This window comes from Paraburkholderia caledonica NBRC 102488, assembly GCF_000685095.1.
Classification (GTDB): domain Bacteria; phylum Pseudomonadota; class Gammaproteobacteria; order Burkholderiales; family Burkholderiaceae; genus Paraburkholderia; species Paraburkholderia caledonica.
Map to the genome: position 1 here is coordinate 181253 of NZ_BAYE01000010.1, position 19563 is coordinate 200815.

At 62.4% G+C, this 19563-nt stretch carries 17 protein-coding genes; 10 read left to right on the plus strand and 7 right to left on the minus strand.

The window, feature by feature from the left end:
• Window positions 1-190: 190 nt before the first annotated feature.
• The 3 genes from glgX (at window position 191) to BCA01S_RS21015 (ending at window position 4810) form a co-directional block, all read left to right on the plus strand.
• Window positions 191-2407 (plus strand): glycogen debranching protein GlgX, encoded by a 2217-nt coding sequence (gene glgX, locus BCA01S_RS21005; RefSeq protein WP_027778601.1) that lies wholly within the window; start codon window positions 191-193, stop codon window positions 2405-2407.
• 123 nt (window positions 2408-2530) lie between these two features.
• Window positions 2531-2710 carry a DUF2934 domain-containing protein gene (locus tag BCA01S_RS21010; RefSeq protein ID WP_027778602.1) on the plus strand — a complete coding sequence of 60 codons (180 nt, stop codon included), beginning with the start codon at window positions 2531-2533 and terminating at the stop codon, window positions 2708-2710.
• Window positions 2711-2761: 51 nt separating this feature from the next.
• Window positions 2762-4810: an AI-2E family transporter gene (locus BCA01S_RS21015; RefSeq protein ID WP_027778603.1), complete on the plus strand. Its 2049-nt coding sequence runs from the start codon at window positions 2762-2764 to the stop codon at window positions 4808-4810.
• Between the two features lie 70 nt (window positions 4811-4880).
• Here BCA01S_RS21015 and BCA01S_RS38575 read toward each other — a convergent pair whose 3' ends face one another.
• Both BCA01S_RS38575 and BCA01S_RS21025 read right to left on the minus strand, forming a co-directional pair.
• The gene (locus BCA01S_RS38575; RefSeq protein WP_169740539.1) at window positions 4881-5051 is read right to left on the minus strand and encodes a hypothetical protein; all 171 of its coding nucleotides are present in this window, start codon (window positions 5049-5051) and stop codon (window positions 4881-4883) included.
• A 135-nt stretch (window positions 5052-5186) separates the two neighbouring features.
• A complete protein-coding gene (locus BCA01S_RS21025) occupies window positions 5187-6797 on the minus strand; it encodes an FAD-dependent oxidoreductase (protein ID WP_027778604.1) in 1611 nt (536 codons plus the stop codon).
• A 282-nt stretch (window positions 6798-7079) separates the two neighbouring features.
• Between BCA01S_RS21025 and BCA01S_RS21030 the strand changes: the two genes are divergently transcribed.
• Together BCA01S_RS21030 and BCA01S_RS21035 are read left to right on the plus strand one after the other, a co-directional pair.
• Window positions 7080-9233: a hybrid sensor histidine kinase/response regulator family protein gene (locus BCA01S_RS21030; RefSeq protein ID WP_027778605.1), complete on the plus strand. Its 2154-nt coding sequence runs from the start codon at window positions 7080-7082 to the stop codon at window positions 9231-9233.
• Between the two features lie 116 nt (window positions 9234-9349).
• Window positions 9350-9643 carry a hypothetical protein gene (locus BCA01S_RS21035; RefSeq protein WP_027778606.1) on the plus strand — a complete coding sequence of 98 codons (294 nt, stop codon included), beginning with the start codon at window positions 9350-9352 and terminating at the stop codon, window positions 9641-9643.
• 87 nt (window positions 9644-9730) lie between these two features.
• Here the strand turns inward: BCA01S_RS21035 and BCA01S_RS21040 are convergent, their stop codons facing one another.
• From BCA01S_RS21040 to BCA01S_RS21050, 3 genes are all read right to left on the minus strand, one after another.
• Window positions 9731-10750 carry a class I fructose-bisphosphate aldolase gene (locus BCA01S_RS21040; RefSeq protein ID WP_027778607.1) on the minus strand — a complete coding sequence of 340 codons (1020 nt, stop codon included), beginning with the start codon at window positions 10748-10750 and terminating at the stop codon, window positions 9731-9733.
• A gap of 77 nt (window positions 10751-10827) precedes the next feature.
• Window positions 10828-11247, minus strand: coding sequence for a secondary thiamine-phosphate synthase enzyme YjbQ (locus tag BCA01S_RS21045; RefSeq protein ID WP_027778608.1), 420 nt, complete (start codon window positions 11245-11247; stop codon window positions 10828-10830).
• Between the two features lie 28 nt (window positions 11248-11275).
• Window positions 11276-11596 carry a thioredoxin family protein gene (locus BCA01S_RS21050; protein ID WP_027778609.1) on the minus strand — a complete coding sequence of 107 codons (321 nt, stop codon included), beginning with the start codon at window positions 11594-11596 and terminating at the stop codon, window positions 11276-11278.
• Window positions 11597-11904: 308 nt separating this feature from the next.
• Between BCA01S_RS21050 and BCA01S_RS21055 the strand changes: the two genes are divergently transcribed.
• The 4 genes from BCA01S_RS21055 to BCA01S_RS21075 all read left to right on the plus strand — a co-directional run bounded on the left by BCA01S_RS21055 (window position 11905) and on the right by BCA01S_RS21075 (window position 15953).
• Window positions 11905-12405, plus strand: a complete 501-nt coding sequence (locus tag BCA01S_RS21055; protein ID WP_027778610.1) for a hypothetical protein — start codon at window positions 11905-11907, stop codon at window positions 12403-12405.
• A gap of 183 nt (window positions 12406-12588) precedes the next feature.
• Window positions 12589-13932 carry a sugar efflux transporter gene (locus BCA01S_RS21060; protein WP_027778611.1) on the plus strand — a complete coding sequence of 448 codons (1344 nt, stop codon included), beginning with the start codon at window positions 12589-12591 and terminating at the stop codon, window positions 13930-13932.
• A 232-nt stretch (window positions 13933-14164) separates the two neighbouring features.
• Entirely contained in the window at window positions 14165-15202 is a 1038-nt protein-coding gene (gene gnd / locus BCA01S_RS21070) for a phosphogluconate dehydrogenase (NAD(+)-dependent, decarboxylating) (protein ID WP_027778612.1), read from the plus strand.
• Between the two features lie 49 nt (window positions 15203-15251).
• Window positions 15252-15953, plus strand: coding sequence for an HAD family hydrolase (locus tag BCA01S_RS21075; protein ID WP_027778613.1), 702 nt, complete (start codon window positions 15252-15254; stop codon window positions 15951-15953).
• Window positions 15954-16045: 92 nt separating this feature from the next.
• Here BCA01S_RS21075 and BCA01S_RS21080 read toward each other — a convergent pair whose 3' ends face one another.
• Entirely contained in the window at window positions 16046-16582 is a 537-nt protein-coding gene (locus BCA01S_RS21080) for an ankyrin repeat domain-containing protein (RefSeq protein WP_027778614.1), read from the minus strand.
• Window positions 16583-16673: 91 nt separating this feature from the next.
• Window positions 16674-16799 carry a hypothetical protein gene (locus BCA01S_RS39115; RefSeq protein WP_020067828.1) on the minus strand — a complete coding sequence of 42 codons (126 nt, stop codon included), beginning with the start codon at window positions 16797-16799 and terminating at the stop codon, window positions 16674-16676.
• A gap of 367 nt (window positions 16800-17166) precedes the next feature.
• Here BCA01S_RS39115 and BCA01S_RS21090 point away from each other — a divergent pair, with 367 nt between their 5' ends.
• Window positions 17167-19560 carry a phosphoketolase family protein gene (locus BCA01S_RS21090; protein ID WP_027778615.1) on the plus strand — a complete coding sequence of 798 codons (2394 nt, stop codon included), beginning with the start codon at window positions 17167-17169 and terminating at the stop codon, window positions 19558-19560.
• The last annotated feature ends 3 nt before the right edge of the window (window positions 19561-19563 follow it).

A 19563-nucleotide genomic window follows, 5' to 3' on the forward strand; every position in this document is an offset into this window, starting at 1 on the left:
TCTCCTTGTTATGTATGGCGCCGTTCGCGGCGCATCCAGTAGCTTTCAAGCCCGTTACCGCAAATTGCGTGCCGCGTCTGACCAAGCGCGCAAGGCCCGGGCCCGAGGATTGCTACAGGAGCGGGCCTGCTATTCATATCGCCTACACCGGAACCGCGCGCAAGCGCTTTTGCTTCTCACAGGAATCCCTATGTCATCCCCGCCCAGTTACTCCACGCGCATTGCGGAAGGCACGCCTTTTCCGCTCGGCGCGACATGGAATGGAAACGGCGTGAACTTCGCACTGTTTTCGGCGCACGCGACCAAAGTCGAGCTGTGTCTATTCGATGAAACCGGTCAGCAAGAAGTCGAACGCATTGAACTGCCCGAATACACCGACGAGGTCTGGCACGTGTTCGTGCCGAACCTGAAACCCGGTGCCGTGTACGGTTATCGCGTGCATGGTCCGTATGAGCCCGAGAAGGGCCATCGTTTCAATCCGAACAAGCTGCTGCTCGACCCTTATGCGAAGGCGCACATCGGCGATCTGAAATGGGCGCCTGAAATTTTCGGCTATACGCTTGGTTCCGAAGAGGGCGACCTGTCGTTCGACGAGCGCGACAGCGCGCCCTTCGTGCCGAAGTGCAAGGTGGTGGACGCAACCTTTTCGTGGTCGCACCCGGAGCGCACTCCGCTGCCTTGGGACCGCGTGATCTTCTACGAAACGCATGTTCGCGGCTTCACGAAGCGTCATCCGGAAGTGCCCGAGGAATTGCGCGGCACCTTCGCGGGGCTCGGACAGAAAGCGGTGATCGACTACATCAAGAGCCTCGGCGTGACGTCGGTCGAACTGATGCCGGTCCAGACATTCGTGAACGACAGCTATCTGCTGGAGAAGGGTCTCACCAACTACTGGGGCTACAACACCATCGGCTTTTTTGCGGCCGACCCGCGTTTTTTCGCTTCGTCGACGGATTCCGTCAGCGAGTTCAAGGGAATGGTGGACAGCTTCCACAACGCGAACCTCGAAGTCATTCTCGACGTGGTGTACAACCACACCGCCGAAGGCAACGAACGCGGGCCGACGCTCTCGTTCAAGGGCATCGACAACGCGTCGTACTACCGTCTGATGCCGGACGAGCCGCGTTATTACATCAACGATACGGGCACCGGCAACACGCTGAATCTGTCGCATCCTCGCGTCCTGCAAATGGTGACCGACAGCCTGCGTTACTGGGTGACGGAAATGAAGGTCGACGGTTTTCGCTTCGACCTCGCGACGATTCTCGGCCGCGAGCCGCACGGTTTCGACGAGGGCGGCGGGTTCCTCGACAGTTGCCGGCAAGACCCGGTTCTTTCCAGCGTGCGGCTCGTCGCGGAACCGTGGGACTGCGGTCCCGGCGGCTACCAGGTGGGTGGCTTTCCGCCCGGCTGGGCCGAATGGAACGACCGCTTCCGCGATACCGTGCGCGCCTACTGGAAGGGAGACGAGGGCATGGTTGCCGATCTCGCTGCGCGGCTGACCGGCTCGGGGGACAAGTTCAACCATCGCGGCCGGCGCCCGTGGGCCAGCGTGAATTTCATTGCCGCTCACGACGGCTTCACGCTGAACGACCTGGTCTCGTACAACGACAAGCACAACGAGGCGAACGGCGAAGACAACAAGGACGGGCACTCGGACAACAAGTCGTGGAACATGGGCGTGGAAGGTCCAACCGACGACATCGATATTCGTCACCAGCGTGAGCGTCAAAAGCGCAATCTGCTGTCAACGTTGCTGCTTTCGCAAGGCACGCCGATGATTCTCGCCGGCGACGAGTTCGGTCGCACGCAGAAGGGCAACAACAACGCGTATTGCCAGGACAACGAGATCAGCTGGGTGGATTGGGAAGGTATCGACGAAGACGGCCGCGCGCTGACCGAGTTCGTGAGAAACCTCACGACGCTGCGTCACCGCTTGCCGGTGCTGCGTCGTAGCCGCTTTCTCACCGGCGAGTACAACGAGGCGCTCGACGTGACCGACGCGCGCTGGCTCTCTCCCGATGGCACCGATCTCACGGCTGAACAATGGGCCGATCCGCTGATGCGCTGCTTCGGTCTCGTGATCGACGGCCGCGCGCAGGCGAGCGGCATTCGCCGTCCCGCGTCGGACGCCACGCTGTTGCTGGTGCTGAACGCGCATCACGATGTCGTCAACTTCACCTTGCCTGAGGTGCCCGAAGGCGAACGCTGGACTTGCCTGCTCGACACGAACATGCCGGTGCGCGCGGAACTGCCCCAGTTCAGCGCCGGCGACGACTATCAGGTGACAGCCCGCTCACTCCTGCTATTCGCGCTCGAGGCTCCGAGTCGCGCCACGCAACGCGTGTTCGACCGGCTGGAAGAGCAGCTCACTTCCGATGAAAGCGAAGCCCCGCCTGCGCAGTGATCGGGAATAGCACTTCGGGAATAGCACTTGCTGTTTGCCTCAAGGCCGCGCGTATTCACTCAGTGATTGCGCGCGGCCTTTCGCCATGCCGGCATCCGCTTGACCTTTACTGTAGGTGACCAAATGGAACAGGAGCAGACCTCTCAGGAGGAACAGATTCGCATGCGCGCTTATTACCTGTGGGAGCAGGCGTCGGAGCCGAAGGGCACACCCGACGAATACTGGGAACAGGCCCGCAGCGAGATTGAGAAGGAAACGCCGCCAGTGGAAAGCGGACCGATTGCGGAAGAGCCGAAAAAATAAGCACATGCGAGGGAGCACTACAACAGATAGCGACAAGCGGCACGCCTCGCCATGAAGGATTTTCCCGAACCGTCACGCGGCAGGCATCCCACGCGCATCGACGCGCCGCCTGCCGCATTCGGTCTGGATGCGCTGATCGCGTTGGCGGTCGGCGCAGGTCTCGTAGCGTGCCTGTACTTCGCGCGAGCGGTTCTGATTCCGATGACGCTCGCAATTCTGTTGAGCTTTCTCGTCGCGCCGCTCGTGAAGTCGCTGGGCCGTTTGAAGCTCGGCCATGTCGCGTCGGTGTTCGCCGCTGTGGTGATTTCGGTGTCGGTGATCGGCGTGCTCGGCGCGGTGATCGCCATGCAACTGACGGACCTGGCGGCGGGCATGCCGCGCTATCAGGCAACCATCGAGCATAAGATGGAAGCCGCGCATACGTTGACTGTAGGCAAGCTCGATCGCTTCGCCAAAGTCGCGGGTCAGGCGCTGCAACGTGCCACCGTTGAACCGACGCCGCCCGCGCCGCGACGCGATGCGTCGTCTCCCGACGGCCGCGCGGCCGCCGCCGTTCCCGTCGAAGTGCGCGAGCCGGTGCCGACGCCGCTGGAACTCGCGCGGCGCGTGTTGTCGCCGGCAATCAGTCCGCTGGAGACGGCGTTCATCGTGTTCGTCGTGATGGTGGTGATCCTCCTGCAACGCGACGATCTTCGCGATCGCGCGATCAGGCTGTTCGGCTCGCGCGATCTGCATCGCACCACCACCGTCATGGACGAAGCGGCGCGGCGCCTGAGCCGCTACTTCGTTTCGCAGCTCGGATTGAATGCGGGGCTCGGCGTCGTGATCGGCGCGGGGCTCTTCTTTATCGGCGTGCCGAGTCCGATTTTGTGGGGCATCCTCGCGGCGTTGCTTCGGCTCGTGCCGTATGTCGGCATCTGGATCGCGGGCGGGCTTGCCACCGCGCTCGCCGCCGCGGTGAGTCCCGGGTGGGACATGGCGATCTGGTCCATAGCGCTTTTCGTGACGGTCGAACTGCTGGTGGGCCAGGTCGTGGAGCCGCTGCTATATGGACGCAGCACCGGACTCTCGCCGTTTTCGGTCGTCGTAGCGGCGATCTTCTGGAGCTGGATCTGGGGGCCAATCGGGCTCATTTTGTCGACGCCTTTGACGCTCTGCCTGCTCGTGCTCGGCCGGCATATCAGGCGTCTGGAATTTCTCGACGTGATGCTGGGCGACCAGCCGGCGCTCACGCCTGTCGAAAATTTTTATCAACGTGTGCTCGCGGGCGATCCCGACGAAGCGCTCGCGCAAGCGGAGCTGCTGCTGCGCGAGCGTTCGCTGTCGGCATACTACGACGAGGTGACGATCCCGGGCCTGCAACTCGCCGCCAACGACGTCGTGCGCGGCAGCGTCACCTCGGTGCAGCTCGCGCGGATCGAGTCCACCACGAACGATCTGATCGATGGACTCGACGGTTATCCGGACGAGCAGCCGCCGCGGCTCACGGCGGAGGACGCCGGCGCCGATATTGGACCGGTGGCGCCGTCGCATATCGCGCCGACTGCATCGGCGGGCATGCATGCGTTGTTTGCAAACCATATGTCGCGCGGTGCCGCGCAGGGGCCGCGCGACGATAGCGCTCAACAAGCCGCTGAAGATGCGCTGGAGGAAGCGCAAGATCCGCCGCGCGCAGCGAATCAGCGTGTCTTGTGCATTCCGGGGCGGGGCCCGCTCGATCCCGTGGCGGCGACCATTCTGTTGCAACTGCTCGGCAAGCATGGTTTCACGGCACGCGCGCTACCGCACGAGGCCGCGTCACGCGCCTCGATCGAGCAGATGGATGCCGACGACGTGGGCATCGTCTGCATCGTCTATCTGCGGATCGACGGCGTTCCCTCGCATTTGCGCTACATGGTGCGGCGCATTCGCGCACGCTTGCCGAACGCGTCGATTATCGTAGGACTGTGGGCGCGCGAGGATCTCGAGAAGTGGAGCGTCGATCTGCAAGACGCGATGGGCGCCGAATGCTATGTCACTTCATTGCAGGAGATGCTGGCAGCTTGCCGCATGTACACCAGCACGACAAGCGGCGAACCGCTCGCATTGGCCAACGTCTAGAAAAGCACTGGAAAAGCAGGCAAAAACGCCCGGCGCTTGGCGCGTCGGGCGATTGTCGTTGCAGCAGTGCTTATTTGCCGGTGGCCCAGCCTTCTGAGGTCTTGCCTTCGTCGTCAGTCACGATTTTCGTCGTGCCGCCGGTAGAGGGCGGGTCGCTCGCCGGAAACGTGTCCTCGACTTCCTTGTCGATCTGCTTCTCGGTCTTGTCGGCATTCGGGTGCTGTTCCTTGGGTTCTGCCATGACGCTTCTCCTTGATCTGATAGATGTGATGGGCGGACGGCCACGCTGCTCGCGCGGCCTACTGGGGTGCTTTTTACATCGGCATGTAGAGTTGAATGAAAGGTGAGCGCTCCATGAGATAAACATCGGCTTGCGTCAGACTGTCCCGCACGACTCGCGCCCGACAATCCGCAATGCGTCGGCGCGCGTGAGCGGACCTTGGTGCATGGCCTCGATCAGGTGCGCAGTCTGCGCGTCGCGTTCACACGCGAGCACCGCGAGAACCTTGTCGTCCTTCACGTAAAGCGCAGCAAACTCGTAAGTATCCAGGTCGCCGTCGATCACCAACTCGTCCCAGTCGCTTGCATGGCCGAGATATTCAAACGTCTTGCCGAAGTGGTAGGTCCAGAAAAACGGCACGCCGTCATAACGGTTGCGTGCGCCGCACATGTTTTGCGCAGCGATGCGAGCGTGCTGCTGCGCAACCCGCCAATGTTCGATTCGCAGCGGCTCCTCGTTCTCGCGCAGCGGAAACATCGCAATATCGCCGGCGGCGTAAAGACCGGGCGCGGCCTGCATGCCTGCGTTCACGATCACGCCGCCGTCCTTTTGCAGCGGCAGTCCTTCGATAAAGCCGGTGGCCGGGGTCACGCTTGTGCCTAACAGCACGACGTCGGCGGCGATATGCTCGCCGCTTTCCAGCATCACTTCATGCACGCTGCCTTCTTCCCCTTCGAGCGAGGCGACCTTCGCTTCCGGATAAAACTTCACGCCATGGCTTTCGTGCAGCGCGCGGAACATTGCGCCCATGCGTTCACCAAACTGCTTTGCAAAGGGCACCTTATCCGGCGAAATAACGGCGACTTCGACGCCGCGTTTGCGCAGCGAGGCGGCGGTTTCGAGTCCGATGAAACCGCTGCCGATAATCGCTACCCGCGTGGACGTGGTCGCGGCGGTAGACGCGGCGTCGATCGCGAGTTCGTCGGTCGGCCCGTCGCCAAGCGCGTCGACGATCGCCGCGGCGTCGGCGAGATTGCGCAGCACATACACGCCGCCAAGCTCGCAGCCAGGAATGGAAGGGACTTTCGGCACACCGCCGGTCGCGAGCAACGCGGTGTCGTAGGTCAATGCGCCACCGTGTTCCAGATGAACGGTGCGGTTGGGAACATCGAGGCGCACTACCTTTGCGACGATCCGCTCCACGCCGTGCTGCTCGAACCACTCGTTAGCGAGAAGAGGCGGCACATCGGCGGGAGACATCTCCGCGGAAGGGACAAACTTGCTGAGCGACGTGCGGTCGTACGGCGCGTGCGGTTCGTCGCCGATAAGCGTAATGCGCCCGCTAAAGCCGTACTCGCGCAGCGCCGCGCAAGCCGCGGCGCCGGCCGCGCCCGCGCCGATTACCGCGAAATGCGGCTCCTGCGTGCGGGCAAGCTCTGTTTCGTTCGGCAGCTTGCCCGCTGTCACCATCACGTCATCGCCGTCGACGATCACCGCATAGCGTTCGAGCGGCACGAGCGGCGGCGGCTCCAGCACCTGGCCGGTGGATGCGTCGAACGTGCCCTTATGCCACGGACAAATGATCCGGCCGCGGCACAACGCGCCTTTCTCGAGCGGCCCGCCTGCGTGCGGACAATCGGCGGAATAGGCGCGCACGGTGTCGCCGTCGCGGACCAGCAGGATTTTTTCGTCACCCACTACGACGCGTTGTGCCCGGTCCTCGCGTAGCTGCGAAAGCTGGGCGACGTGTAGTGCGGTCGTAGGCATGCAGGTTCCTTCAGGCGTTGTCAGATGCGGCTCGCAGCGGTAGGATCGCGCGCCGGGGCCGCAGGACCAGAATGAGAAAAGTGCTACATGTCTGAGCAATTGCCGTGCCCGACATCGGCTAGATCCAGGCCATGCAAAAACATTTCTCGTTTCTTCACGTCTCGCTATGTGAATGGCCGAAAAGTACGCTAGATTCCTTTTAAGGAAATAGCGAACGATCAGAAGGCACGATACCTGCGAAGAAATAGATGACTTCGCCAGACTTTTGTGGAGATGTTGGCCGTGCAGCGTGCGGAGCGAGTTGCAGTTGATGTCCCAATGCCGTCGCGCAATTTTGCGGCGACGCGGCGTGTGTTACTCGTTGTGCTTGCCGTTTCGATTCTCTTCCCGCTTGCATGCCTCGCCGGCTACGGTTATTTCGATTACCAGCGGCGCATAGCCGATTCGAATGACATGATCGACCGGCTGGTACGTGTGACCGAGGAACAGGCGGTCAAGGTGCTCGACCTGAACCAGCAGATGGCTTCGCGCATCGTCGAGCTGATCGGTGACGAAGACGATAAGCAGCTTCGTGCGCATGACGCGCAATTGCATAAAGCCCTGCGCGAAATTGGCGGGGACTTTCCGCAAGTGGCGTCCATCAACCTGATTGGTGTGAACGGCGATCTGCTCGTGTCGAGCCGTGCGTATCCGGCAACTGGCATCTCCATCGGCCATCGCGAAGACTTCATCTCCGCGCGAGCGATGCGCCCGCATCCGTACTTTTCGTTGCCCATGTTCGGCCCGTTATCGCAAACGGACGTGTTCAACACCACCATCGCCCGCACGGATACCAACGGCAACTTCCTCGGCGTCGTGTCGGTCGCATTGCGTAACGAGTACTTCTCGCGCTTTTATCGCGAGCTCACTAATGGCGATTCATCGCTCGCGTTAGCGCTTTATCGTCAGGACGGCAATCTGCTCGTGCGCTACCCGCCGTTGCCGGCAGGGGTGGCGGATAGTGCGTCCGACGCGTTTGCGTATGCGTTGCGGGACAAGCAGTTGTCTGGCCACGTACGCGTCAAATCGGCGGAAGACGGCGGTGAGCGGCTCGTCGCGTTTCGCCGGGTCGGCGACTATCCGTTGTACGTGTCTAGCGCCTGTGCAACAGGCGCGATCGTCGACGCGTGGCGCCAGCACTTCATGGTGATCGCCGCGTTGACCGCGGCGCCGTGTATCGCGATCTGGATCCTCGTGCTTTACTCGCTGCGTCAACTCGACGGCGAGCGCGTCGCATGGGAGCGCTGGCAGGGCGAGGTTGCGATGCGGCTTTCGGCGGAAGCTTCGAGCCGGCAATTGCAGCGCATGGGCGCGCTCGGCAATCTGGTCGCGAACGTCGCGCACGATTTCAACAATCTGCTTATGGTCGTCTCCGCGAATATCGAGCTTGCCCGTCTCAAGCGGTTCAACAACCTCGAAAAGGAAATGACGGCAGTTCAGCGCGCCACCGCGACCGCGGAATCGCTCACGCGGCGGCTTTTGAGCGTCGCAAAGAAGCAGCCGCTGAAGCAGGAGCCGATCCACCTGAAAAAGTGGATTCCGGGCGCGGCGCCGCTCATCGAAGCGGCGCTCGGCGATCAGATCGAACTGGCGCTCAGCATTGTCGACGACGTATGGGACGTGCTCGCGGATCCGACCGATCTCGAACTCGCGATCATGAACCTGGCGGTGAATGCACGTGACGCGATGCCGCGCGGCGGCCGCTTCGTGATTCGTTGCCAGAACAACCGGCTGGTCGGCAGCGATACCTTGCTACCTGATGGCGAGTACGTGCTGATCGCGTGTTCCGACGACGGCGAAGGCATGCCCGAACCAGTCGCGCGGCGCGCGTTCGAGGCGCTGTTCACAACCAAACTCAGCGGCTCGGGCGCGGGTCTCGGTTTGGCGCAGGTTCTGTCCATGTGCGAACAGGCGGGCGGCACCGCGAAGATCGACAGCGTGCCCGGCAGCGGCACGACGGTGCGGATGTACCTGCCGCGCTATCGCGAACGCCGCCAGGCGCGCGCCGTGAAAGAAGAAGTGGTGGAACAGGCAGCGCTGCAGCACGCGGGCATGGTGCTCCTCGTGGAAGACAACGAAGACGTCGCGGCGGGCGTCGCGGCCGTGCTGGAAACATTCGGCTGCGCGGTGCGTCACGAGCCCACCGCCGATCAGGCCTTCGACGTACTTACCGGTGGCGAGCGCTTTGAACTCGTGCTGTCGGACATCCAGATGCCGGGCAAGCTGAACGGCATCGACCTGGCTGAAAAAGTGCGGAGTGCATGGCCCACGCAGAAGATCGCCTTGATGACGGGTTACGCGGACGAACTCGAACGCGCACGGCGCCTGGGCGTAGCCATACTGGCGAAGCCATTCAACATCGAGGAACTGCACGCGCTGGTGGCTTGCGAACCGTAATGCGTTGCAATCTTGAGGCACACCCCTTGCTGAACTCCTGACGAGGCATGCGCGCCTGGCTCCCCTACGCGCGCAATCCGCTTCTATTTCGCTTTCATTCCGACAGGAGAACAGTTATGAAGATCAAGAAGGCACTGCTTATTTCCACATTGCTCACGGCTTCGTCGCTTGCCATGGCACAAGGTGCGGGCGGCTCCGGCGGGGCTGGTGGCGGCCCGGCCGGCAATGACCCGAGCACGACCGGCGGCGCGAATGCTTCCACGCGCGAAGGCGGTGACGCTGCGTCATCGGGCGCAATGTCGCATTCGAAGTCGAAGAAGCACTCGTCGAAGTCGAAGGCCACGAAGCCCGCGACCGACACCACCAACATGCCGGGCGCGAACGCAAGCAGCGACACGAAAGGGCAATAACCCGCCGCGTTCCGAGTGAGCGCCTGTGGCGCGAATGCGCTACGGGCGCCTCACGAGTCGGATGCTGTACCGGCGCGGCCTGACTGACTAACTTTTTTCTTGCGCCGCGTCGTACTTGCCGAGCGCCGCCGCGCTGTTCAGACGCGCGCGCTTCAGTAATGCCTGCTGCGCTTCCTCGACGTTACTCGCCGCGCCTTTCCAGGCTTGCAACGGCAGCTCCTGCAACGCACGTCCGTACGAGAAGCTCAGATTCCACGGCAGCGGCCCGAGGCGATTCATTGCATCGAGGTTCGCGGTCGCTTCTTCGGGCGATTGTCCGCCAGAGAGAAATACGATGCCTGGCACGGCCGCGGGCACGGTGCGTTTCAGAATCCGCACCGTGTAAGCAGCGATATCCGCAGTGGACGATTGCCGCGCGCTCTCCGGACCGGCGATCACCATGCTCGGCTTCAGCAGCATATGTTCGAGCACGACGCGATGCCGTTGCAGCGCGACGAACACTTCGTGTAAAACCGCCTCGGTCACTTCGGCGCTACGCTCGATCGTGTGGTCGCCGTCCATCAACACTTCCGGTTCGACGATCGGCACGATGCCCGCTTCCTGCGCGATCGCGGCGTAACGCGCGAGCGAGTCGGCATTCGCTTCTATTGCGAGACGGCTCGGCAGATTTGCCGCAATGTTGTAAACCGCGCGCCACTTTGCAAAGCGCGCGCCTTGCTTTTTGTAATCGACAAAGCGGCGCGCGAGGCCGTCGAGGCCTTCGGTGATTTCATCGCCTGGAGCATGAGCAAGCGCAACCTTGCCGAGGTCCACCTTGATGCCCGGCACGATACCGTTCTTCGCAGCGACTTCCGGGAACGGCGTGCCGTTGTCCGCTTTCTGGCCGAGCGTTTCTTCATAGAGAATCACGCCGCTCACAAATTCGCCGAGGCCCGGCGTGGTGAGCAGCAGATTGCGATACGCACGGCGGTTTTCCTCGGTGGAGTCGAGTCCGATCGTCTTGAAGCGTTTGGCGATGGTGGGGCCGCTTTCGTCGGCGGCGAGCAGGCCCTTGCCGGGCTGAACCATTGCGTCGACGGTGGCTTGCAGTTCGCTACGGGTGTCCATGAGATGTGCTCCCGTTGTTCCGGTTGCGGAAGGAAAACTGCGGCCGCGGCGCATTGGCGGCCGCTGCATTACCTGCGTTATTCGCCTATCAGATGCAGCACGATGTCGCGATGCTGCGTGTGACGCCGATGCTCGAACAGATACAGCCCTTGCCATGTGCCGAGCACCATCTGCCCATGCTCGACCGGTATGCTCAATTGAACCTGCGTCAATGCGGTGCGCAAATGCGCAGGCATGTCGTCGGGGCCCTCGGCGTCGTGCTCGTAGCGTTGCTTGTCTTCGGGCGCGAGGTTCGCGAAGTAGCGCTCGAGATCTTGCTGTACCGACGGGTCGGCATTTTCCTGAATCAGCAATGACGCCGACGTATGACGGCAAAACAGCGTCAGCAGTCCGGTGTCGATGTCCTGCGCCGCGACGAAGCGGCGGGCTTCATCGGTGAATTCGAGGAGCCCGCGAGTGGGCGCCTTGACGCTCAGATGGTGGATGGCCTGTCGCATGATGGGAGCGCTCGGCTCCGGCTCCGGTTCAGAGCGACGCGAATGCGTCGGCGATCTGTTCCACGCTCCCTGGGCGAACGACGCGCGCCACTTCCGTGCCGTCGCGCATGAAAATCAGCGTGGGCCATAACTTGACCTTGAACGTGCGGCCTAACGGGCGGCCGGGACCGTCTTCGATCTTCAGGTGCCTGACGCCGGCATGCGCTTCGAAAGCCTTTGCAATGGACGGCTGCGCACCCTGGCAGTAGCCACACCAGTCCGTGCCGAACTCGATGACGGTGGCGCCTGGCAGCGCGTCGATTTCGGCTCTTGAAGGGGCTTTGGTGGAATAAGGCGTCCGGATTGCCATGCATGCTCCGCTGCGGGTTCAAATATGCGCTCAGGGGTTCGAAAGGCGCGTCCGCTGCCGCGGACACGCGCCGCACTGTGGTTTGATAAGAGTACCAGCTATTGGTTCGAGAGTCGGCGCGGCGGGCATTGCCACAACCGTACAAGCTGGGCGGGCGCTCGAAAAGCGGGCTATGTCATGCTCCGGACCGGGTGGGAGCGCCAGCGGGAGTAGATATTGCTATCGTCTGGCCTCGACTACCACGCATAGGGCCGGCGAGAGGGCGCCAACGCGTGGACGCGCAGGTTCAACCGTCATGGAGGCATGTCATGCCATCAGCATTGATCATCAAGCGATCCGTCGGACTCCCTGCAAAGTTACGCCGCGGCGTGAAGTGCGCGATGCTCGCATGCTCGCTCGGGGCCGCGATGCCAGGCTACGGCGCGGATGTAACGTCTGCGCCTTCGGCCGCGTCGCAGGAGACACCCGCTGCGGCCTCCGCCGCGCGCGCCGCCAACGCACCCGACGATACTTTCCTGCTGACGATCTTTTTGCGCCACGACGAATCCAGGCCGCTGCCGAAGATCAACGAGCAATTGCGCGCACAGGGTTTCTTCAAGACTTTCCCGCCGCCCGGCATAGAAGTGGTGTCGTGGTACGTGATGATGGGCATCGGTCAGGTGGTCACCCTGCGAGTGCCCGCGAGCCGCTTGCGCGAGGTCAATCGCGCGATTGAGACGACCGCGTGGGGCGGCTACCGCACCGAGTTTTATCCGACCTACGACTACAAGGCGCTCGCGCAGCAGATGCGCGCGAACGACGGCAAGTAGCGTGCGTGGCCGGACCGGTACGCTCGCTGTCCGGCATACCGGTCGCCGCCACAAATTTGGGATACATCCCAGCGCCTTTACGCGCCCTCACGCACGGCCGATAATGCCCCGTCATTCCCGCCACGAAGCCTGTCGAGCGCGCCGCGCCGTCCAGGCTTGCTTGCTCTGAGCCCACAGCCGCCCGTGTTGAAAACCTCACGTTTTTTTGGTCTGCTGCACATTCCCGGCTTCAAGCCGCTCGCCGCTGCCACGCTGATGCTGGGCGTCGCCATGTCGTTCACCGCTCCGTATCTGTCGCTATTCGGTGTCGAGCGCGCCGGTATGACGCCGTTCCGCCTTGGCGTATTCATGACTCTAATCGCGGCAAGCGGCGTGCTTGCGAGTACCTTCGCCGGCCGCTGGAGCGACGCGAGTGGCCGGCATCGGCCTTTGCTTCTGGCGGCATTGGTGCTGGCCGCCCTCGGTTACCTGTGTTTATGCGTGGTGCGCGACTACCGGCTGTTGCTCGTCGTCGGCATCGTCTTCATAGGCGCCGGCGGTTCGGCCATTTCAATGGTGTTCTCGTTTAGCCGCGCCGCGCTGCCCGTACCTGACGCGGCCGAGCGCGTGTTTGCGAGCGCGACGCTACGCACGATTCTCTCGGCGGCGTGGGTGTTCGGGCCGTCGGTGGGCGCGCTGGTGTTGGCGGCAACGAGTTTCTACGGGCTCTTCCTGTTCGCCGCGGCCAGCTTCGCCGCGTGCGCCGCCATTGTCTGGCGCATGCGCGAGCCGCAGGGCCATCTCGGCGATCACACGGTGCAGGACACGGCCTCCGAGCCGTCTTCGTCGATCACCGTACCGCCGCTGACCGAGCCGGGCGAAGACGCGCACGAGGACTTGCCGGGCGTAGCATCGGCGAACGATATTGGCCGCGCGGTGGCGGCGCTGACGTTGCTGGGGCTGGCCGCGAACGCCACGATGATCGTGTTGCCGCTTTACATCGTGCATGGTCTGAGCGGCACGCATCTGGACGTGTCGGTGATGCTCGGCCTCGGCGCATTGACCGAAATTCCGATGATGCTCGCGCTCGGCGCGAAGTCTTCGCGCTTGCACAAGCCGAACTGGCTGGCGGCATGCGCGGCGGTTCACGCTCTGTATTTCGTCGCGATGTCGCTCGCCGGGAATGTGCATGTGCTGATCCCGATGCAGATTCTCAACGCGTTCGTGGTGGCCGTGACGTCGTGCCTCGGCATGACCTACGTGCAGGATCTGATGCCGCATTCGCCGGGGCGCGCCACGGCGCTTTTCTTCAACGCGGCGCGGGTAGGCTCGATTCTGTCGGGCGTGTTGTCCGGTTTGCTGGTGCAGGCTTTCAGCTATCGAGGCACCTTCCTGTTCTGCGGCTTGCTGGCGCTGTGCGCGCTCGTGCTGTTTGCCGTGCCCGGTTACCGCTATCCGCTCATGTGGCGAGCGGTGCGGCGTTTCGCTCGTACGCAATATGGCAAGCTTCAATCGGCGCGCTCGCTGCGCGGCGGCCGTGAGCCTTGATCTGCGCCGGCACGCATCGCACGCGCAGCCGAAGCTTGCATCGAGCTGAACGAGAGGAACTTTACGCCGCACAAAACTCTGCAATGAGGCGTATCGTTCTTGCGATGGACGCGGTTGCTGTCGTCAACGCAACCGAATCAGTCAATGCGGCATCGCCGGAACTTGCAGCAATGGCATCATGATCATCTAACTGAACCAGGCAGCGTCACGAAGCACTTTCGGGAGCGGTGAAATGCAGCTAGGCATGATTGGATTGGGACGTATGGGCGCCGACATGGTGCGGCGGCTGACCAAGGGCGGTCAACAATGCATCGCCTACGACGTACAGCCCGCTGCCGTCGAGCGGCTGGGGCAGGAAGGCGTCATGGGCGCATCGTCGCTCGAAGATCTCGTGGCGAAGCTCGCGAAGCCGCGTGCGGTGTGGCTGATGGTGCCCGCTGCCGTGGTCGACGGCACGCTCGACAAACTCTTGCCGTTGCTGGAACCGGGCGATATCGTGATCGACGGCGGCAATTCCTATTACCACGACGACATCCGCCGGGGCGCCCAGTTGGCCGAGCGCAAACTGCACTATGTGGACGTCGGCACGAGCGGCGGCGTCGCCGGACGCGAGCGCGGCTACTGCCTGATGATCGGCGGCGAAGCGGAGATCGTTCAGCGGCTGGAGCCGATTTTCTCGACGCTAGCGCCAGGCGGGGCTGCAGCCCCTGCCACACCGGGACGCACCGAGGGCAGCAGCACGGCCGAGCAGGGCTTTCTGCATTGCGGCCCGATAGGCGCGGGACACTTCGTCAAGATGGTTCACAACGGCATTGAATACGGCTTGATGGCCGCCTATGCCGAGGGCCTCAATATTCTGCGTCACGCCGACGCCGGTAAGCACGCTCGCGACGCAGATGCCGAGACTTCGCCGCTGCGTCGTCCGGAGCTTTATCAGTACGATCTGAATCTGGCCGATATTGCCGAAGTGTGGCGGCGCGGCAGCGTGATCGGCTCGTGGCTGCTCGACCTGATCGCCGGTTCGCTGGTCGGCGACGCCGATCTGAAGAACTACGCAGGACGCGTATCCGATTCGGGCGAAGGACGCTGGACGATGGCGGCGGCCGTTGACGAGGGCGTGCCTGCGCCGGTGTTGAGCGCGGCGCTCTTCGGGCGGTTCGATTCGCGCGGCGAAGCGGACTTTGCAAACCGCGTGTTGTCGGCAATGCGCCACGACTTCGGCGGTCACGCTGAAAAACCGCCTGCGCCGTCGGGCAGCCAGCAGGGCTGATTGCCCCGACCCTCCGGCTCACAGCACAGCCGATCTCATGGAGCCGCACATGCAAGCCACACAACCCACTGAAACGGCGCCGCACGACGTCGTCTTCCTGTTCGACTGCGACAACACGTTGCTCGACAACGATCACGTGCTATCGGATTTGCGCGCCCACATGATGCGCGAGTTCGGCACTGAGAACAGTAGCCGCTATTGGGAGATTTTCGAGCAATTGCGCGGCGAGCTCGGCTACGCTGACTATCTTGGCGCATTGCAGCGTTACCGCACCGAGCATCCAAGAGACACACGCCTCTTGCTGATGTCTTCGTTTCTGATCGACTATCCGTTCGCCAACCGGCTCTATCCAGGCGCGCTGGATGCGTTGCGGCACGTCGCGAAACGCGGGCCCACGGTGATTCTGTCGGATGGGGACGTTGTGTTCCAGCCGCGCAAGGTCGCGCGTTCCGGCTTGTGGGAAGAGGTGGAGGGCCGCGTGCTGATCTACATCCACAAGGAGCTCATGCTCGACCAGGTGATGGACTGCTACCCGGCGCGCCACTACGTGATGGTCGACGACAAGTTGCGCATTCTTACGGCAATGAAGAAAGCTTGGGGCAACAGGTTGACCACGGTGTTCCCGCGCCAGGGGCATTACGCTTTTGACCCCAAGGAGATATCGAGCAACCCGCCCGCGGATGTGACTATCGAGCGGATTGGCGATCTCGCGCAACTAGATTTGGAAACGCTGCTGGCCGGGAAGACCTAAGCGCTGTGAATGCGCTGCCCGTTATCTGGACAGCCATCGCGGGCGGCGCACCGGGCGTGCCGCGAAGCGCCGCCGATCGAGCATCGCGTGCGTCACGAGTCCTGCGCTTTCAACCTGGCTTGCGCATCCGCGGCGCCCATTCGGCCGGCCGCATCGAGTGCGCTCGTTCCGCTGGCATCGCGTGCATTGGGGTTCGCTCCGTGTGCGATCAGCAGGTCCATGATCGCTGTGCGGTTGAACATCGCGGCCACCATCAGTGCAGTGCGTCCGTCGGGCGACGCGCCTTCAACATCGGCCCCGTGGGAGAGCAAGGTTTCGACCACAGCGTCGAAGCCCTTGAAGGCCGCGCCCGCAAGCGGAGTCTGCCCGTTATTGTTGCGTAGGTCCGGATCTGCGCCGCGTTCCAGCAGCGTTCGCACGGCATCGACATGTCCGTGATAGCTTGCGAGCATCAGCAGGCTGTCGCCCTTGTCATTGCGCAAATTCGGCGGCACGCCTTTTTCGATCACCGCTGCGAGCATGGCGGCGTCGCCGGCACGCGCAAGATCGAACACCTGCTGCGCGACTTCGAGCAACTGCGGGTCAATGGGTTGCGGGGAAGGAGGGGACGGGTCGGCTGGATTAGTCAATGAAATCTCCTTGCAATAACGCCTCGCGCCTTGGCGCATGAACATGGGCAGCATACACAGATTGTGCAGGCGCCGCGCGCACCGCGCGTTGCTAAACGGCGCCGAAAAGTTTTACCAGCAAGCCGAACACGCCAACCAGAACGGCCACGCCCGCGCACAGCAGCACGAGCGTGACAAGAAGAACCAGCGGCGCTTTAAAACGGTTGGGTGTCGGCATGATCAATGTGTATGGTTAAGAACGAATAGGCGAACAGACGACACTGCAATGTGACGGGAACAACGAGATGTGGTCGTCGCGGTCCACAGCTTAAGCGTTTCGCGCAATACCTGCAGCAAGGCTGGCGTAAGACTTGCAGCGCGATGCGCTGCGACGGCGAGTGTTGAGCAGCATCAAGCTTTTCGCAAACAATCCCGAACGATGATGCGTGCATCCGGTCACACCGCTGGCGACCGGCGCGCAACGGCGAACTATCCTCCATGTAGCGCTCTACGCACGCGGCTGTCATGTCAAACGCATGACGCTCATCCGCGAAGCTTCGCAATCTCCGTCAACCTGCCTGACAGTCCTTACGAGGAGTGACGCCATGGCTGAGACAACCTCCCGACCCACCCCGCCGCAAACGCTCGACCCCGATACCCTGCGCAACATGGATCGCTACTGGCGCGCGTGCAACTATCTGTCCGCCGGCATGATCTATTTGCGCGACAACCCGTTGCTGCGCGAGCCGCTCAAGCCCGAACACATCAAGAATCGTCTGCTGGGACATTGGGGCTCGGATCCTGGGCAAAGCTTTCTGCTCGTGCATCTAAACCGGCTGATCAAGAAGCTCGATCTGAATGTGATCTTCATTTCGGGTCCAGGCCATGGCGCGCCTGCCACGCTCGCCAATTGTTATCTGGAAGGACACTATTCGGAAATCTATCCGGACCGCAGTGAAGACGAAGCCGGTATGCGGCGCTTTTTTCGTCAGTTTTCGTTTCCGGGCGGCATCGGCTCGCATTGCACGCCCGAAACGCCCGGGTCTATCCATGAAGGCGGCGAACTGGGCTACAGCCTGTCGCACGGCTACGGCGCCGCATTCGATAACCCGGACTTGATCGTCGCGGTCATGGTCGGCGACGGCGAGGCCGAAACCGGTCCGCTCGCTACGTCGTGGCATTCGAACAAGTTCCTCAATCCGATCCGCGACGGCGCTGTGCTGCCGGTTCTGCATTTGAATGGCTACAAGATTGCGAACCCAACTGTGCTCGCGCGGATTCCACGCGAAGAACTGGAAGCGCTGCTCACCGGATACGGACATAAGCCGTATTTCGTCGAAGGGGACGATCCCGAGGTCATGCATCAGCAGATGGCGGCCACGCTCGAACAGTGCGTCGACGAAATCCGCGCGATCCAGCAGCATGCACGCGATAACAACGACCCGACGCGGCCGCGCTGGCCGATGATCGTGCTGCGCTCGCCGAAAGGCTGGACCGGTCCCAAGGAAGTCGACGGCCACAAGGTGGAAGGCTCATGGCGCGCGCATCAGGTGCCGATTGCCGATCCCGTGACAAACAGCAAGAGCCTCAAACTGGTAGAAGGCTGGCTGCGCAGTTATCAGCCTGATGCGCTGTTCGACGCTTCCGGCCGCCTTGTTGAAGAATTGCGCGAACTCGCGCCGAAGGGCGCGCGCCGCATCAGCGCCAATCCGCATGCGAACGGCGGCGCGCTATGCAAGATGCTCGACATGCCCGCGTTTCGCGACTATGCGGTCGACGTGAGAAAGCCCGCGTCCGCATACACGTCGCCGACTCAGGTGCTTGGCGAGTTTTTGCGCGATGTCATGCGCAACAACATGACCAACTTCCGCGTGTTCGGCCCGGATGAAACCGCAAGCAACAAGCTGACTGCCATCTATGAAGCATCGGGCAAGACGTGGCTCGCGGAGGGCGAACCCGGCGACGCGGACGGCGGCGCGCTGTCGGCCGACGGCCGCGTGATGGAAATGCTCAGCGAACACACGCTGGAAGGCTGGTTCGAAGGTTACGTGCTAACGGGGCGGCATGGGCTCTTCGCCACTTATGAAGCCTTCGTGCACGTGATCGATTCGATGTTCAACCAGCACGCGAAGTGGCTGGAAAAAGCGAAGCGCGAGTTGGGCTGGCGTCAGCCGGTGCCGTCGATCAACCTGCTGATCACGTCGCTCGTATGGCGCCAGGATCACAACGGTTTTACGCATCAGGACCCCGGTTTTCTCGACGTGGTGACGAACAAGAGCCCGGACGTGGTGCGAATCTACTTGCCGCCCGACGCCAACTGTCTGCTGAGCGTGGCCGATCACTGCCTGCGTTCGCGCGACTACGTGAACGTGATCGTCGCCGACAAGCAGCCGCACCTGCAGTATCTGGACATGGATGCAGCCGTTACGCATTGCACGAAGGGCATCGGCATCTGGGACTGGGCGTCGACCGATCAGGGTGCCGAGCCGGATGTGGTGATCGGCTGTGCGGGCGACATCGCAACGATGGAAGCGCTCGCCGCTGTGGAGATTCTCAAGGAGCGTTTCCCCGATCTGAAAATCCGTTTCGTCAACGTGGTCGATCTGTTCCGGCTGATGCCCGAGCATGCGCATCCGCATGGGCTGACGAACCGCGACTTCGATTCGCTGTTCACGACGAGCAAGCCGGTGATCTTCAATTTCCATTCGTACGCGTCGCTGGTTCACAAGCTGACCTACAACCGGACGAATCACGAGAACCTGCATGTGCACGGTTATCACGAGAAGGGCAACATCAACACGCCCCTCGAACTCGCGATCATCAATCAGGTGGACCGTTTTTCGCTGGCTATCGACGTGATCGACCGCGTGCCGAAGCTGCGCGGTGTCGGCGACCATGCGAAGGAATGGCTGCGCGGCCAGATTATCGAGCATCTGAATTACGCGCATGCCGAGGGCATCGACAAGGAAGAAATCCGCAACTGGACGTGGAAAAGCTGAGCG